Raw genomic sequence first — 16,348 nt, 5'->3', positions numbered from 1 at the left:
TTTCTATGATTTTTATTTAGGTCATCCCTGCGAAAGGCGAGGGATCTTCTCGCAAGCAAAGTGATGAGGCAAGTTAAGAATAGACTGCGCAGGAAGATATCAGGTTAATTGCTACTATGATCAGCGGTTATTTTCATTATTGGGGATAATAGTCTCACTTAGATGTTTGCTATTATTACCCAAAACAACCATTCCTTGAGTGCGAAACCAATATTTATTTTCTTTTATAAAATATTTTTTTAATTGTGGTATTGTTTGAATGGTTGCATAATCGGTGGTGACGAAGTAATGTTTTCCTGTTACATAAAATTCTTTTGTGTTTCTTGATGGCGTTATCAGCACACATCCCTGAGGGACAAGAGGGAGGATATTTTCAATAAATTGGACTATGTCATGTTCCTTTTCTATTCCGTTTTTAACCCCTAAAAGATAAGGGACAAAAGCAGTATCAAAAATTGATTTACTGGTCATTACATTGTTTATCGTTCCAGCATAAAATTGTAATGTCTTATCCCACTCAAAACTCTCCCTGGTTTTGATTTGGATAGCTTTACGAACCAGTATCACCATGTAATGAATATAAGCACGTCTTAAGAGGTTAGGATTAATCAGCCAATACAAGCTATTAATAGCTTTTTTATGAGGTAAGGCTATTAAAGGTGGGTACCATCTGGTTAGCGCATCTAGCAATTCCCCGATAGACGGATAAGGTTTTCCCTGATTATTGTATTCTCTATAATGATAGTACTTTTTAAAGGCTTTCATCCAGGCAATGGTAACAGGATCTTTATCATAAACAGTCACTGATTTTGCTCCGGCCTGGGCAAGTAAGAAGCCACTATTTCCATGTCCCGGGATGACCAGGACATCTTTCTCTTTGATAGCCGAATGAATAGGATGTGCTCTGTCAGATCCCAATAAAATGGATGACAAATAGCGCTCAGCACCCATAGGGTATATTTGAACTTCTTTATTATCAGATAATCGGGTTACCCGGCGCTCTGAAATCCATTTTATTTCTGCTTTGCTTAAGATGGTGTGAGTAGACATAGTTAATCCTTGACTGAGAACATATCTTAAGCAAGATCCAGGAAAAATGCACCTAATATTAACTTAATAAATCTAATATAAAATAGATTTAAGTCACTTAAATTATGAGAAATAAAAGGGTATTTTCGCCAAACTCGGAAACCCTGTAAATTTGTCTATAATGTATATAGAAAGTTAATTACTTTAATAGAAGGTGAATAAAAATGGCTGATTTTGATATAGATTCAAGGATGGCCAAACTACTGGAAACTTCTTCCGACGAATCTCCAGAGGCTATTTTACATGATTTACGTGAAGCAAAAGTTGCCAGTGCCCGTATTAAAACACCCGAAGCAAGAGAAGAGAAAGCAAAAGAATTAAGGTTACTGGCAGGAAAACTGGTCTATAAAGCACAGCAATTGGATCACACCGGCAATGAAAAAAAGATAAGTTGGTTTAAAGAAGTAAGTGATGCTATTAGGGTGGCAGATCAACTTGCCAGGCCGGCTCAATCAGTCTCTGCAAAGGAGCGTGACGTAAAAAAATTACGCACTGAAATCTCCTCTCAGTCGAGAAAAACACCTCATTCAAAAGTTATCAACACGGAGAGAGTCAAAGCACAGCCTCTTACTGCCCCTATTAATTATGCCAGTCAGGAACTTTCAAGGTTGAGCAAGACAGATCGTATGGCAAGTGTAGCGCAACGCTCTCCACTTGCTACGAGAGAGCAGAAAAATACCAATTATTTAACTGCCATTTCTAAAGCAGGCGAGGCATTCGGAAAAGAAATGATAAAAGGCGGAAAGACAGCATGGCCTGATCTTAAAAAAGCAGCCGTACATTTTGGGAATGCTTTGGTTTCCTGTGTTAAGGCCATAAAAAATATGGTGGTGGGGCATGATGTGGAAAAGCTTATTACGATGAATAAAGACCTTGTTAAGGGGATGAAGCGTCCTGAAACTAAAGAAAGTGCACAGAAAAAATATAGGGAAGAAGGAAAAGATTATCTTTTAAAAAGTGGAAAGGCCGCCTGGAGTGAGTTAAAAAATGCAGCGTCTCAATTGGGTAACGGATTATTGGCTTTAACCAAGGGTATAAAAAATGTAGTAGCAGGAACGGCAAAGGGTATTTATGAAGCATTTGATGCTGTTTCGGGTTATAAAAAAGAGCTGAATCAAATAAAACAGGACTCAGAATCCCAAAACAATCAAGAAGATATTGGATCTATAAAAAAATTGTAAAGTCATACTATTACTCCCAACGACATGAAGCTAATTTTACGAAATATTGGGTTAGAACAGTTATTAATTACTCTATAAATGGAGTTTGCTATGAATACGCTAAACAACATCACAGAAGAAGATTACTCTCAAAGCCTTCTAAAATGCGATAAGATTGATCAGATAGTTCCTGATATTTTTTATAATGTGCGCTTGCTTCAGCAGTTGGATAAGCGATTTGAAAATGACCCATCTTTAAAACAAGTTGAATTCCTACTTTTAAAACTTCCTGAATTATTTGAAATCAGAGAGGACGAGGCTACCTATGTAAATCAATACCGACATAATCTTGTACAAGTGTTGACGGTTTTAGGTGAGTTTATTTTTGAGCTGTCGGACACAATAACCCTCGATGATAAAGAGAACATAAAATTGTTAAAAATTACACAAAACTTAAATGAAGCGCAACAAGCTATACTTGAAATTATAGATTAAGTCAGAACTGCTACAACGCATTTAATTTTGAAAATCTTATTAACCCCCGGCTTTCCGTTTCAGGATATACTATTGATTTTAACCAATAGTGTATCCTACACCTAAATCCTCATAAGCTTTAGATGAGGCGAGTAATTCTTTCCTTTCGTCTTCAGTTAATTGACTTTCTTCAACATTCGTAGATTGTATAGCAGCCTGAGAAGATTTTAATTCTGATCCTTCTTGATCAGGTTTTTTAAAATTATCGGTACCTTTGGTTGACTTTTTTCGAGAGAACAATTTAAACAATGTCATTTTTTCTAAAAATTAGGAAGTTGTAAGTAATATTATACAATAAGTTCTCTTCGTGTCCATACTTTATTTTATTAACCTCATAAAGTGAATGGCTCCCTTGGGATATTTTTCAAAAAGTGTGCAGTGCAACGTTCACCAATCTAGACCAATTCTTCTTTTAGATTAAAACCAGTCAATATTCCTGGACTAAACGGATTAATCTGATTTTGGGTTTTTAGAACATATCTGCCTGAATTACCGTTGATTTCAAACAGGATTTCCAGACTCGAACTATCATTGCTATCAACGAGAACATTGACTTTTTGCAACATTTTGAAGAAAGCCCAGGGGCCTGTTTCTTCGAGTTCGTAATGATTACCTTCAATAGAATATAAAATCAGCTTTGCATTACTTTGAGGCCAGTTAAATTGAGTATAGGATTCACTACTCTGACTATCAGTAAGTTTATTATTGCCAATAATTAACTGTAAGTTGGAAACTACCGGATCCAGATTAATTTTTTGTAAACTGAATTCGATTTTACTGGTTTCCGTTTCATCGGGAAAAAACATATTACTGATTACATTTGCGCGAATTAATTCATTGATGATATCGTTTGATACGGGCATGACATAACCGTTTAATTCTTTAGGTTGCCATTGAGGCATGGAGGTATCCAAAAAAGGTTTTATATAATTATTTACAAAGTGATTCAGTGTTCCGTGAGGGGCAAAAAAACGATCAAAATCAGGCAGATTAACCTCCAGAGTTTGTGCTGGATCTAACGGATAGCGACCAATAATATTGGTTCGATATTCGTTATAAACGGTTTGTTGCCATTCTCTATTAAGGTATGTTTTGCTTTCATTAATAAAAATAAACCAGGTGTCATCAGCTAACTGTTTAGCCCAGGTCGAAACTGGTTCTGGTAATTGGCGCGCTCTGTTGTAGAGGGTACTCAATGGATCAGCGAGCGCGCCTCCCTGAAATCTTGCTTTAGTCAGATCAAATGCTGTTTTTCCCTGATCATTAACCAGAGAAAGCGTTGTAAGAAACTTTTCCAGTTCATTAATGTTTTGCGTTAAATCTTTGGTGGCCGACTCACTCATTAAATTAAGAGTAGTGAATTGATTAGCTACTTTTTCATTAAATTGGTTAGTGTTATTACTAAGGTCAGGACCTGTTTGCTCCTGGATTAATGCAATCAGTTTACCCACAGCATTTGTTTGGTGGAGCGTTTGAGTTAACTGGCGTGCCTGCAAATAATTTTGATAGTTTTGAGGTTTTGTATGACGGATAAAATTTTGCCACCAGGCAACATATTCAAAACAATAAGCTTCTTCCAGCAAAAGCGGCAGGTTATCCAGATCCTGGCGTGCCAGCACCCAATTTTCGTGTTGTAATTGCCGGGTAATTTTAGGTAAGTTCGCAATTTCTTCTTTAAATCCGGCTTTAGTATAATATCGCGGCAATTCCTTACTCGCTAAATCAAAGCCTTCTATCTCAATGGGTTGCTTTCCCTGCGCAAAATTATTTTTGGCAAGGGAATAATATAAATAAGTAGCGGGTAAGGCATTGAGGTAGTTTCGCACATCGCTTACTAATTGATTATTGATGGCCACAGGTTGCATGGGCTGTTTTAGCGCATCTTTCAGCAAGGATAATCGTTTCTCGGTGTTTTTATAATGGTTGGCTTTCCAGTATTGATTAAACCAGTCAGTCACTTCCGGCTCGGAATAATGCCTGGGTTCAGCCAACATGAGGTAAATTTTTAATGCTTCATAGCGCGCAATTTGAGACTGTAGAGGATCGGCCATGATATGTTCCACATCACTCAACAGATCAGGTAAAAAATTGTCATGTAAACGATGCTGAGTATTGCGATGTAATTGATTTTTTAACTGTTCAATGATGGGAACCGATAAAATACCAGTTGGTATTTGTTCAAGTTTGCTTGTTGCCAGAGACAAGTGATATAACGCCGGTGTTTTATCTTGAGTTTGACTGAGTAACGCTTCATAGGTTAGTAATTCCTTACTTGTTTCGTCCAGCAAGCGAGCAGTTTTAAAATGCTGCTGGATAAGCCAGACAAGCGACAGGGCGACTGTTCCAGCTGCCAGACTGACTAGCCATTTTTGAGTGGCACTAACCTGAGGAATATAACGTTTGGTTTGTTCTTGAAATGTGTTTAACGCGCCCTCAATAAAATAAGCTCGATAATTATTAGACTGGGGAAATTTATCCTGAACGACCAGAGCATATTCATGTTGAATTTTTTTATTGAGCTTATCAATACTGTGGCCGCCTTGTTCAGCACTGGTAAAATAAATTGCGTTGATACGAAAAAGCTGATCAGGTAATGATTGTATTAAAGATTGAATGGGTACACGCAAGCTGGCGAGTTGTAAAGGAAATTCTCTTATTAAAGTGCGCTTTACTGTGGAGCGCGCGGGATGTAATTTGTTGATAATCTGTTGTCCCAAAACTTCGATCATTTGATCAAAGCGGTGCCTGTAATTTTCAAGTGATTTTTTTCTGAGTTTGCTGTAATCGAGGGAAAATCCTAGCGGTTTGGTCAGTTCAGTGGAGTGATCCGATTGGAAAAAATCACAAAAGCCTGCCAGTGCATCAAGCTTGGTAAAAAGAAGAGCGACATCGACCACATATCCTAATCCTTGACCGAAACGTTCTAGCAGTTGAGCATGCGATTTACATTGTTCGGGAAGGTGGACTGGTTCTGCGACTAATAGCTCTTCTGCATCGACACATAAAATAACCCCGGAAATGCGAACATTAGGATGACAGCGATTGAGCTGCTTAATAGTATAGCCAATGAGATTTTCAGTCTGGTTGAGCCAGGCTTCCCCAAGTTCTAATATTACACCATGCTGGTTGTAAAAAAAATTAGCACTACTTTCATTGTTGACAGGGTAATGGGTGAGATTACTTTGACGAAGCAGTGTTGTTTTACCCTGATTTATTTTTCCTGTCATTAACAAAAAGGAAATGGCGTCATTTTGTGGTTTTAAGTGGCCTAGAATTTTTTTTAATGCCTCGCAAAGCACACTGAGTGATTTATCCATTACTCGTCCAGTCTTGCTGTTACCGTGTGTCCAAACTGGACAGCTTGAGCTTGTTTTTCCAATAGCAGGTGGCTTGTAAAATAGCCGGCAGCCCATACACTTAAAGCAACGATGCTGACCGCTATGACAGGTTTGCGATTTTTAGGAAAACTGTCATCTGTTTTTTGTTCGTTGAATAGACGATAGGATTTATTAACGCGATGTTGCTTGATTAATTGATATAATTCCTCAATCAGATTGTCCAGAGCCTGTCGTCCATCGGCACGTCCGTGCTGTTCACCTTCAAACCCTGCAATAAGACAATAATAAGCCAGTTCAAGCAAATCAAGGTATTGATTGGGTTGTTGTTTAATGTAGTGGACAATATCAAAGAAATGGCGTTCCGGGCCTTCATCGCTATAGGATGAAGGAGTAAACGCCTGAAACTCGGCAGCTTTGCCATAGAGACGCAGATAATTTTTTCCTAATAATTCATCAATTGTTGCGCAGAGTAAATAATGAGCAATTGCATCAAGTTCTTCAGTATAAGCTTTGCCATTCAAGCGGCTATGAAAGGCACGTAATTCATGTTCAATATTTTCACGAATGATAATAACAGGTGGCAATGAGGGCGTTAAATATAAACGCTCTAATAATGATAATAAAGGGCCAGCCGCCGCCACCAGCGGATTGGTTGTAAAAGGAGCAATAAATAATTTAGAGCGATAATATCCTCGAGGCATTTTTTTTGCGCCAAGCAACGAAAGTTGATTGACAAAAGAGGCCGAAAGGTGTTCGGCTGTCATGGTTTCACTCCAGGTTTTATTAATTATTCGTAATTCGCAAGACATTAATCTGCCAATCACAGGTTATTCAGATGTGTCCTTGAATGTTTCGACAGGAGTAGAAAAAGCAAGAAAACGAAGGCTAAATCTGGAAAGACTAATAGCTGACTCTATTACTCTATAACATTAATTCAGACTACGGTATTGCTTTTACAGCCCAAGTGATAATTTTAGGGACACGTCCCTCTATTAAAACATGAAAGTCCAAAATGATAATACGTCATCTGTAAAGTCTTGTCGATACCAAAATGTATTTCTTCAGATTTCCACTTTTTACGTGCTGTGATGCCATCCAGAAGAAGGTCAAATTAAATCTGTACTTTTAATTGGGAGATTATATAACTATCATCTTAAATCCAGCTCGATAACAAGGAAGAGATGAAATCATTTTATGTTTATATCATGGCGAGTCAACGTAACGGCACTTTATACATTGGTTCAACATCTGATTTGATTAAGCGTGTCTGGGAGCACAAAAACAAAGTAATTCCAGGTTTTACAGCCCGGTATAATGTTCATAGGTTAGTCTATTATGAAATACATGAAACCTATATAGAAGCTGCTCGTCGTGAGAAATGTTTTAAAAACTGGCGCAGGCAGTGGAAATTAAATTTGATTGAAAAGTTAAATCCGGAATGGTGCGATCTTTATGAAGAAATTTGCCGCTGATTAAGATCGTCTGGATGCCGTGAGCAAGTCACGGCACGTAGACTTATTGTCCATATACTAATTTTGAAGAGTAGAGGACAATGCATCCTGACGTAAATGAAAACTCTTAAAATTGAACTGGCAAACCTCTACGTGCCGTGACTTGTTCACGGCATCCAGGGATGATGGTGCTATTGTGCTTCGATCTTTGGGTACGCCAGGAATTTTAATACTCAAGAATGAGATACGCTTATCTCTGATGAAAAATCCTCTAAATCCTCTGAAGGAAAACATCGCATGACCCAGTCTTTACCCAAATAATCAAAACAATCATTAAGAAAGTCGGTGAGCTCTTCGGCAGTTAGCTGATGTTCATACCCTCTCGGTTCAATATGATGATGAAAATAACCCTCAAAGTAGTATTCGCAAAAACTGACATAATCTTGCGTATGAAGAATAAAACAATGCCAAAGTGCATCTAATGTAAGTAAAGGGCCAAATAAATAAGTACGCCGCTTATTGCTTTGCCGATGTAGATTTACCCACATCCAGGCTAATAAATCACTGAGTAATTGCCTGCCTTGCTCATAAGATACGGTTGGATGTTGCTGACAGTAATAAAGAACAACCTGCTCATTTTCATAAGTGAGCAGGTCGGAGAGTAAAGGTAATTTCATTTTAACCGCAGCAAGCCTTTTGCCCTGCTGGATTTTTCATGAGCTGTTGGACCAAACGGCAGATCATTTCTTCTTTAGACACATCAGATTCCTGTAAAATAATGGGATGATTATTAAAACAGCGTATTAATTTAAAATCAACCAATTTGAATGATTCGAAAGTTTCCACTTGCTACAATTAACAGGTGATTGTCCTGAGAGCATTTAAATTGCCGCTTGTAATAACGTTCAGATGATCTATTTGTCTGGCACAAAATAATAAACAAATTGACTAACAAATAATCCAATATTTAATGTATAATTATCGTTCATTTAACTTAATGGGAATAAATGATGTCATCCATTGAAAATTTTCTTAAAAAAAATGAAGAGTGCTAGAGACAAAATAAGGACTAACTGGTTCTAAATTAGCGCAAAGGTTTGGTTAGTCTCAGTACTATTAATAGTTAATAGTAATTGATTTAATAAAAATATTCAATTTTACTAATTAATTTCTCTTGCTTAAAGTTAACAGTGTAAGTACTGATTCACTTTTTGAGGAGAAAAAAATGATTACTATTGGTCAACAGTTTCCTGCATTTCATCTAAAGGCTACCATCAATAATGATGTGCAGAATGCTTTTAAAACCATTTCTAATGAGACGTATCAAGACAAATGGTTAGTTGTATTTTTCTGGCCTAAAGATTTCACTTTCGTCTGTCCTACTGAAATTGCCGAGTTTGGTAAACTTAATGGTGAATTTAACGAGCGTGATGCGCAAGTCCTGGGAGTGAGTATTGATAGTGAATTTGTACATCTTGCCTGGCGTAGCCAACATCCTGATTTGCATGACTTGCCTTTTCCCATGCTTGCTGACATCAAACGTGAGCTAAGCCAGTCATTGGGCATTCTGGATGAAAAAGAGGGTGTTGCCCAACGAGCCACTTTTATTGTCGATCCCCAAGGTATTATTCGTTTTGTCATGGTGACTGATTTAAACGTAGGACGTAATCCCCAGGAAGTTCTTCGTGTTCTGGATGCCCTGCAAACCGATGAGCTTTGTCCTTGTAATTGGAGGAAAGGGGAAGAAACTATTCATATAAACCAATAGAAAAATCAATGTAGATGAAGGGCTTGACTATAAAATTAGAAGGGAGAAAAACTCATGTTAGACACGATTAAACAACAATTGCCTGCTTTTGCCAAAGATGCCCGCTTAAATGTAACGAAAGTGCTTGATTTGGGACAAACCGATGGTTTAACGGAACAACAGGTTGTGGGTGCGGCATTAGCTGTAGCTTATCATCTGGGCAACAATCAGTTGGCAACTAATTTACGTGCACTTGATTCTGATGAGCCTCTTAATGAAGCTGCCCGATTGGCTGCCAGTCTTATGGCCATGACGAATATTTATTATCGTTTTGTCCATCTTTCTGAACAGCCGGAGTTAAGCCAGATACCTGCAGGACTTCGTATGCAGGGCATGATGAATTCCGGTGTGGATCAGGTAACTTTTGAAGTGTTATCTCTGGCAGTATCTATTTTGAATGGTTGTGGTGCCTGTATTAGTGCCCATACCCGTCAATTGCAGGAGCATGGTTTTACTGCACAATCTTTAGCTCGAATAGGTCGTATTAGTGCGGTTATTCATGCGGTACATATTAGCAGTAGATTAAATTAACTGCTAATGGAGTATTTTGATTTTTTGCCGGACAAAAAATTCAATAGCTATTTTTTGTCTGGCAAAAAGGTTTCGACAAGGCATATTACAGCACAGGATGATTTCCTTTGAGGATATTTGAGAGAGGATTTTTTATGTTAAAAGTTCTATACTTAACTTTTGCTCTGCTTGTGAGTGCTCATGGAGTTGCGAATTGATAATACCCCTTTCAAAGCGATTTTTCAGCCTTTGGATTTAGGTTTTACCCAGCTAAAAAATCGTTTGCTGATGGGGTCGATGCATACGGGATTAGAAGAAGATAAAGAAGGGTTGCAGCGTTTGGCCGCTTTTTACCGCGAAAGAGCGCAGGCGGGGGTAGCCCTTATTGTAACGGGTGGGATCGCTCCGAATCGGGCGGGACGTTTGGCTCCTTTTGCAGCCAAACTTACCTCCGGTAAAGAACAGCAGCGTCACGAATTAGTCACTCATACTGTCCATGAAGCAGGAGGGAAGATTGCTTTGCAGATTTTGCATGCTGGCCGGTATGGTTATCATCCTTTTATTGTTGCTCCCAGCAGTCTGAAATCGCCTATAAGCCCTTTCACTCCCTGGGCAATGTCCAGGCGTCGTATATTGAAAACAATTGGGCATTTTGCGCGTTGTGCTCGTCTTGCTCAGGAAGCTGGTTATGACGGCGTAGAAATTATGGGTAGTGAAGGTTATCTTATTAACCAGTTTATTGTTACTCATACTAATCAACGACAAGATGAGTGGGGTGGTAATTTCACAAATCGCATGCGTTTTCCGGTGTCGATAGTCCGTGCTGTGCGGGAGGCGGTCGGTAAGAATTTTATTATTATTTATCGTCTTTCGATGGTGGATTTAATTGCTGATGGTTCCAGTTGGGAAGAGGTTGTTCTTTTAGCACAGGCTATCGAGCAGGCAGGCGCGACATTAATCAATACAGGGATTGGCTGGCATGAGGCCCGTATTCCTACTATTGCAACGATGGTACCTGCAGGAGCTTTTACTCCAATTACTCAACGGTTGAAGCCTGAAATCAATATTCCTGTAATTACTTCAAACCGTATTAATACTCCGGAGCTTGCCAATAGTTTACTGGAAGAAGGAGTTGCCGATATGGTATCGATGGCTCGTCCTTTTCTGGCCGATGCGCAGTTTGTGGAAAAGGCTCGTTTAGGGGAGAGCAAAGCGATTAATGTGTGCATTGCCTGTAATCAGGCTTGTTTAGACCGGATTTTTGTTAACAAAACAGCGTCTTGTCTTGTTAATCCACGGGCCTGTAATGAAACGGAACTCGTGTATCAGACAGTGCATTATCCCAAACAAATTGCGGTTGTTGGGGCAGGTCCGGCAGGGCTTGCTTTTGCGGCTGTTGCTGCGGAACGAGGTCATCAGGTGACTTTATTTGAAAAATCGGCAGTTTTAGGCGGCCAATTTAATTTGGCAAAGAATATTCCGGGTAAAGAAGAGTTTCATCACACAATTAACTATTTTACTTATCAGTTGCAAAAATTTAATGTAGACATTCGTTTAAAAACATCACCTGAACTGGAAGTTCTTAAAAAATTTGATGAAGTAGTTCTGGCAACGGGGATTACCCCGCGTGTTCCTGATATTAAAGGACTCGATCATGAAAAAGTAATGAATTACATTGAGCTTATACAAGGTCAAAAAACCGCGGGTAAACGAGTAGCTATTATAGGCGCTGGCGGGATTGGTTTCGATGTTGCCGAGTGGCTGACTCATGAGAAACATGAACATCCTCAGCAATTTTATGATGAATGGGGTATTGATATCCAGACAAAATATCGCGGAGGTATTAAAAAGCCTCAAATTTCACCGAGTACGCGAGAAATTTATTTATTACAACGAAAACATGAAAAACCGGGGAAACGTTTGGGAAAAACCACCGGTTGGATTCATCGATTAAGTTTGAAGCATAAACAGGTGAAAATGCTCTCTGGTGTAAGTTATGAGTGCATTGATGATGAAGGTTTGCATATTCGTATTCATGAAAAACCACAGGTTTTAAAGGTAGATTCTATAGTGATTTGCGCAGGCCAAAATGAGCTACGCGATTTGTTTGAACCATTGAAAGAGGCGGGGCGAGCAGTGCACTTGATTGGCGGGGCATACAAAGCACTGGAGCTTGATGCACGCCATGCTATTGATCAGGCTTGCCGCTTGGCAGCCATTTTGTAAACTCTAATTTTATGCTAAAATAAATCAATATGTGTGATTTTAATGAATTATTCGCAAGTTGAGTGTAAATCTGCTTGTTCAGTGATTTTTAGTGATATCCTCCCCGCGAAAGGCGGGGATCTTCCCTCAAGCGAAGTGATAACGTAGGCTGAGACATCGTTGATCTATTCACAAAATTAGCACAATGCTTGCTTTTTAGATGGTTCCCGCCCGCACGGGACAGACAATTCATATAACAAATCTATAACAGGAAATTGTATATCTCTGTGGACGCTTACAAACTATTTTGTAGCAAAAACACGATTTAAACAATAAATTTAGTGCATAATCCTGTTTATTTTGCTATTATAATGAGCATTTTTTATATTAGTTAGACTTTTTCGGATTACATTTTTATTGATTGGACTTTTTATGACACAAGAATTAGCAAGCTTCGCAACCCTCAATTTATCGGATGCTTTACTCAAAGCACTTGAGGATATGAAGTTTAAAAACCCATCCCCTATTCAGGCACAGACTATTCCCTTATTATTACAAGGGCGTGATCTAATTGCACAGGCGCAGACAGGAACCGGTAAGACCGCGGCTTTTGCTCTGCCTATCCTTCAGCGATTATCAAAATCTTCAGCAACACAAGCGTTGATTTTAGCTCCTACACGTGAGTTGGCTATTCAGGTTGCTGAACAATTTACGGCTTTAAGCGCTCATCAGCGTATTACTGTTTCCGTACTTTGCGGAGGTCAGGACTATGGCCGTCAATTAAAGCAGCTCCGTGAGGGCGCTCAAATTGTAGTGGGAACACCTGGACGCATCCTGGATCATATTGATCGCGGGACTTTACAATTGAATCAGTTAACCACGTTTGTTCTTGATGAAGCAGACGAAATGTTGCGTATGGGCTTTATTGAAGATGTGGAAACAATTCTTGCCAAATTACCTGCTGCAAAGCAAATGGCTTTGTTTTCTGCAACAATGCCACATCGCATTCGTCAAATTGCCAATAATTATTTGAACGATCCGGTTTCAGTAGAAATCAGAGCGGAAACCGCTACAGTGAAAAGTATCGAACAACGTTTTCTCTTTGCCTCAAATGCACAAAAAGCTGATGCATTGTTAAGAATACTGGCGGTCGAAGACTACCAGGGGGTGATGGTTTTTGTACGTACTAAAAATAGCACGGAAGAGGTGGCTGAATTATTGCAGCAACAGGGTTATCGGGCGATGGCGATTCACGGTGACATTACTCAGGCTTTGCGCGAGCGTATTATCGCTCAGTTCAGACAAGGCGCTATTGATATTCTGGTCGCTACAGATGTTGCAGCACGGGGTTTGGATGTTGAACGCGTTACTCATGTAATTAATTATGACGTACCTCATGATTGTGAAACCTATGTGCATCGTATCGGTCGTACCGGACGTGCGGGGCGTAGCGGGGTGACTGTATTATTTGTAACCCCTAAAGAATCTCGTATTTTAAATGTTATTGAACGCCACACTCGTCAGCGTATTGAAAAAATAGTCGTGCCTAATGACTTCATGATTCAGCAAGCAAGGCAGCAACGTTTCATGACTAATATTAGTGTGCGGTTGCAGCATGAGCATCTCCCTGCTTATCAACGGATTATTGAAGAATTTCTCAAGGAAAATCAGTCTGTTTCAGCTGTTGATGTTGCAGCAGCTCTTGCTTTATTACTCAATCAGGATAAACCCTGGCAGCGGGAATTACCGGTACCGAAATCTGCCCGACCGGCTAAAGAAGGACGAGGCACCAGAGAACGAGGTGAGTTTAAGTCAGGTTTTGGACGCGGTGAACGATCTAAAACGGACAGAAAGCAGTTTCGTAACGATCATCCTCAGGAATTATTCCGCATTGATGTAGGACGAGTGCATGGGGTAAAACCGGGTAATATCGTTGGTGCAATCGCCAATGAAGCGGGTTTACAAAGCCGTTTTATTACACGTCTGAAAATTCATGATGATCATTCAACGGTTTGTTTGCCTAAAGGGATCTCAAAAGAGGTTTTTCAGGATTTAAACAAGGCATGGGTTTGTGGCAGACAATTAAAATTGACTTCACTAGGACAGGCTTCCTGACTCGGGTTATAGATTTCGTTTCTTATCAGGAATTGATAGCGTTTACTGCTTAGGCTAAAGTGGTGAAAAATGTTATGGATTCCTGATTGTTTTAAAACATGTGTTTCTGTTGCTTTACTGATTTCCTTCGTTTTTTAGTCAGCTTCCACAGGTGATGTTCTCCTCATTCATCCTGATTATCACAATTGTTATGCAAAACAGATTGAGGGTATGTCCTGATTTGCATTGCTTTTACTGTGAACTTCTTAATGCGACAAAGGAGCTACATTGGGTTGTTGATCACGATCAACAGATTGCTGATTGAGTAAAACAGCAGATTTATCAGGAGTTGCTGATGGTTTCTCACGGGAGCTAATTGGCAACTTTTTCATCCAACCATGCATATAATGTAATAATAGATTTTGTGAGTAAGTATAATCATGAGTAGCGCAAGGTAAATTGAGTTGCCGATATTTTTTATTGGGATTACTCTCAGAACGATTTGTGCTTTGAGCAAGCACGGATTCATAGTCAAATTGTGCTGTAATATCAAAGATGGGAAAAGGTAATTTGGGTAACGAATTGGTTGAATCTTTTATCTCAGGCTGTGTGAACGCTGAAAGAAAAATTAAACCACATAATTCACGAGATGGATGCTGGGTAAAATAAGCTAACAAAGATTGGAGTTGTTCTCCGTAATGCAGGAGAATGATACGTTTGCTATTTTTTTTTCCATTATTCTTTTGCCGTAAGGCGGATAAAATACCCGGTAATTGTTCTACCCATAAATTTTTACCAGCTTGCTGAGTACCATTTAGCAGAACAACTGACCATCCCAATTTTGCAAGTTGATTGGCCAGAGTCATAAGGAGTGTGCTTCCGTCCTTAGGTGAACCACTAATCATTAAAACACTGCCATAATCGTGGTGGCCTTGAGGTGACCAATAAGGCAAGTTGATTTTTTTGCCGTCAACTTCGATATCCAAAGTAGCTGAACTGGCTATATTTGATAGAAAAAATAAGATAATCGCTAAAAGTAGCTGCATCTTGCCTGGGTATCTCTATTAAAATAGAATTAACCAAGCAAGATCCCTGCCTTAATTAACGTTGTGCCGGAACAAAAATAGCCATTGACACAAAGTAATTAACATGAGAAAGAACTTTCATCATCTTTGAATAGGGATGATGAAGCGCTCTTACGCTACTAACTCAACACCTGCCTTTTCCAAAAGCACCCGAGCTTGATCTGCAATTATTCTATGTACGGGTGCGGTGGGATGAACAGGATCAAAAAACACATACCCATCGCAACTATCATTTTTGGATCGCTTTTTAATACTGGACGCAATATATATCGCAGCTTTTTTAGTAGGCTGCTTAAGTCCTGCATCGTAACAGGTACCTGTAATGTTATTAAGCCCAAAACTTTCAGGATGGTTCATTAATTCATTAAATTTGCCGCTTACGTCAAAATAAATCCATTGTACGTCAGTGTTGGCTTGCTGTAACTCATCCATTGCCTGCAACAGAAGTTCATTATGCCGTGAGCTTAGAAAAGAGAGCGTATCCTGAATATTAAAATCGGCTGCCATGGGAGTACGACCCAGGTCAGGAACACCCATTACCAGAATATGTTTCGCGCCAGCATCGACCAAACGCTGCAAACTCTGCTTGATGCCTGTGTTCACTTCTTTCAGTATATTTTCAGGTTCTTCAGGCATGCCTAAGTAATTATTGGATCCAATCCAAACCACAAAAAGGCTATTTTTATCTGCTTTACCCTGATGAGAGTTTAAATAAATATCAAGCTCACGATCCAGAGTAAACAACATCTCCTCTTTTTCTTGAGATACGCTGGCACCACCAAAAGCGTAATCAAAAACATGTGCTTCAGCATTTTCAGGAAAATAAGAGGCTGCTAAAAGCTCAACCCAAACAGGACCATTGCTAAATCGGCCTTTATAATAGGGGGGAGACTGCGGTAATTTACCCCCCATATATTCATAAAGATTGCCGTTGTCAGACAAGCTATCGCCAAAAACAACAATATTATTTAAAGGTACTGCCAGGACAAGACTTGAAAAAAACAAAAAAAATGCAGTAAACAGGGTTTTCATCGACAACCTTATTGATTAGTTGGGTAAAAAATGTAGAAAGTAT

Annotated in this window: 15 protein-coding genes; 8 read left to right on the top strand and 7 right to left on the bottom strand. The window is 39.2% G+C overall.

The window, feature by feature from the left end; all coding sequences use genetic code 11:
- Positions 1-120: 120 nt before the first annotated feature.
- Positions 121-1,050 (bottom strand): hypothetical protein, encoded by a 930-nt coding sequence (locus T345_RS13430; protein ID WP_051555112.1) that lies wholly within the window; start codon positions 1,048-1,050, stop codon positions 121-123.
- A gap of 203 nt (positions 1,051-1,253) precedes the next feature.
- Here T345_RS13430 and T345_RS0103310 point away from each other — a divergent pair, with 203 nt between their 5' ends.
- Entirely contained in the window at positions 1,254-2,270 is a 1,017-nt protein-coding gene (locus T345_RS0103310; protein ID WP_028388098.1) for a hypothetical protein, read from the top strand.
- A 90-nt stretch (positions 2,271-2,360) separates the two neighbouring features.
- Positions 2,361-2,744 carry a hypothetical protein gene (locus tag T345_RS0103305; protein WP_028388097.1) on the top strand — a complete coding sequence of 128 codons (384 nt, stop codon included), beginning with the start codon at positions 2,361-2,363 and terminating at the stop codon, positions 2,742-2,744.
- A gap of 78 nt (positions 2,745-2,822) precedes the next feature.
- On the opposite strand, the gene T345_RS0103300 is transcribed toward T345_RS0103305, so the two are convergent.
- The 3 genes from T345_RS0103300 to icmH form a co-directional block, all read right to left on the bottom strand.
- Positions 2,823-3,038, bottom strand: coding sequence for a hypothetical protein (locus tag T345_RS0103300; protein ID WP_028388096.1), 216 nt, complete (start codon positions 3,036-3,038; stop codon positions 2,823-2,825).
- Between the two features lie 140 nt (positions 3,039-3,178).
- On the bottom strand, positions 3,179-6,100 hold the full coding sequence (gene icmF / locus T345_RS0103295) for a type IVB secretion system protein IcmF (protein ID WP_028388095.1): 2,922 nt from the start codon (positions 6,098-6,100) through the stop codon (positions 3,179-3,181).
- Positions 6,100-6,885 (bottom strand): type IVB secretion system protein IcmH/DotU, encoded by a 786-nt coding sequence (gene icmH, locus T345_RS0103290; protein WP_028388094.1) that lies wholly within the window; start codon positions 6,883-6,885, stop codon positions 6,100-6,102. Before icmH ends, icmF begins: the two co-directional genes overlap by 1 nt.
- On the opposite strand from icmH, the gene T345_RS14965 reads away from it, so the two are divergent.
- Both T345_RS14965 and T345_RS0103285 read left to right on the top strand, forming a co-directional pair.
- Positions 6,884-7,048: a hypothetical protein gene (locus T345_RS14965; protein WP_156935618.1), complete on the top strand. Its 165-nt coding sequence runs from the start codon at positions 6,884-6,886 to the stop codon at positions 7,046-7,048. The genes icmH and T345_RS14965 overlap by 2 nt on opposite strands.
- A 254-nt stretch (positions 7,049-7,302) precedes the next feature.
- Complete coding sequence (locus tag T345_RS0103285) at positions 7,303-7,593, top strand: GIY-YIG nuclease family protein (RefSeq protein ID WP_028388093.1); 291 nt, start codon at positions 7,303-7,305, stop codon at positions 7,591-7,593.
- A 212-nt stretch (positions 7,594-7,805) separates the two neighbouring features.
- Here T345_RS0103285 and T345_RS0103280 read toward each other — a convergent pair whose 3' ends face one another.
- Positions 7,806-8,249 carry a glycine-rich domain-containing protein gene (locus T345_RS0103280; RefSeq protein WP_028388092.1) on the bottom strand — a complete coding sequence of 148 codons (444 nt, stop codon included), beginning with the start codon at positions 8,247-8,249 and terminating at the stop codon, positions 7,806-7,808.
- 548 nt (positions 8,250-8,797) lie between these two features.
- Between T345_RS0103280 and T345_RS0103270 the strand changes: the two genes are divergently transcribed.
- From T345_RS0103270 to T345_RS0103255, 4 genes are all read left to right on the top strand, one after another.
- Positions 8,798-9,340: a peroxiredoxin gene (locus tag T345_RS0103270; protein WP_028388091.1), complete on the top strand. Its 543-nt coding sequence runs from the start codon at positions 8,798-8,800 to the stop codon at positions 9,338-9,340.
- 54 nt (positions 9,341-9,394) lie between these two features.
- Positions 9,395-9,910, top strand: coding sequence for a carboxymuconolactone decarboxylase family protein (locus T345_RS0103265; protein ID WP_028388090.1), 516 nt, complete (start codon positions 9,395-9,397; stop codon positions 9,908-9,910).
- Positions 9,911-10,090: 180 nt separating this feature from the next.
- The gene (locus tag T345_RS0103260; protein WP_028388089.1) at positions 10,091-12,115 is read left to right on the top strand and encodes an NADPH-dependent 2,4-dienoyl-CoA reductase; all 2,025 of its coding nucleotides are present in this window, start codon (positions 10,091-10,093) and stop codon (positions 12,113-12,115) included.
- A gap of 411 nt (positions 12,116-12,526) precedes the next feature.
- Complete coding sequence (locus tag T345_RS0103255; RefSeq protein WP_028388088.1) at positions 12,527-14,209, top strand: DEAD/DEAH box helicase; 1,683 nt, start codon at positions 12,527-12,529, stop codon at positions 14,207-14,209.
- Between the two features lie 245 nt (positions 14,210-14,454).
- On the opposite strand, the gene T345_RS13425 is transcribed toward T345_RS0103255, so the two are convergent.
- Positions 14,455-15,234 carry a hypothetical protein gene (locus tag T345_RS13425; RefSeq protein ID WP_051555111.1) on the bottom strand — a complete coding sequence of 260 codons (780 nt, stop codon included), beginning with the start codon at positions 15,232-15,234 and terminating at the stop codon, positions 14,455-14,457.
- Between the two features lie 150 nt (positions 15,235-15,384).
- Entirely contained in the window at positions 15,385-16,305 is a 921-nt protein-coding gene (gene plaA, locus T345_RS0103245; protein ID WP_028388087.1) for a GDSL family lysophospholipase PlaA, read from the bottom strand.
- Positions 16,306-16,348 lie beyond the last annotated feature (43 nt).

Source organism: Legionella fairfieldensis ATCC 49588 (assembly GCF_000621525.1).
GTDB classification, from domain to species: Bacteria; Pseudomonadota; Gammaproteobacteria; order Legionellales; family Legionellaceae; genus Tatlockia; species Tatlockia fairfieldensis.
This window is presented reverse-complemented; position numbering and strand designations above follow the sequence as displayed.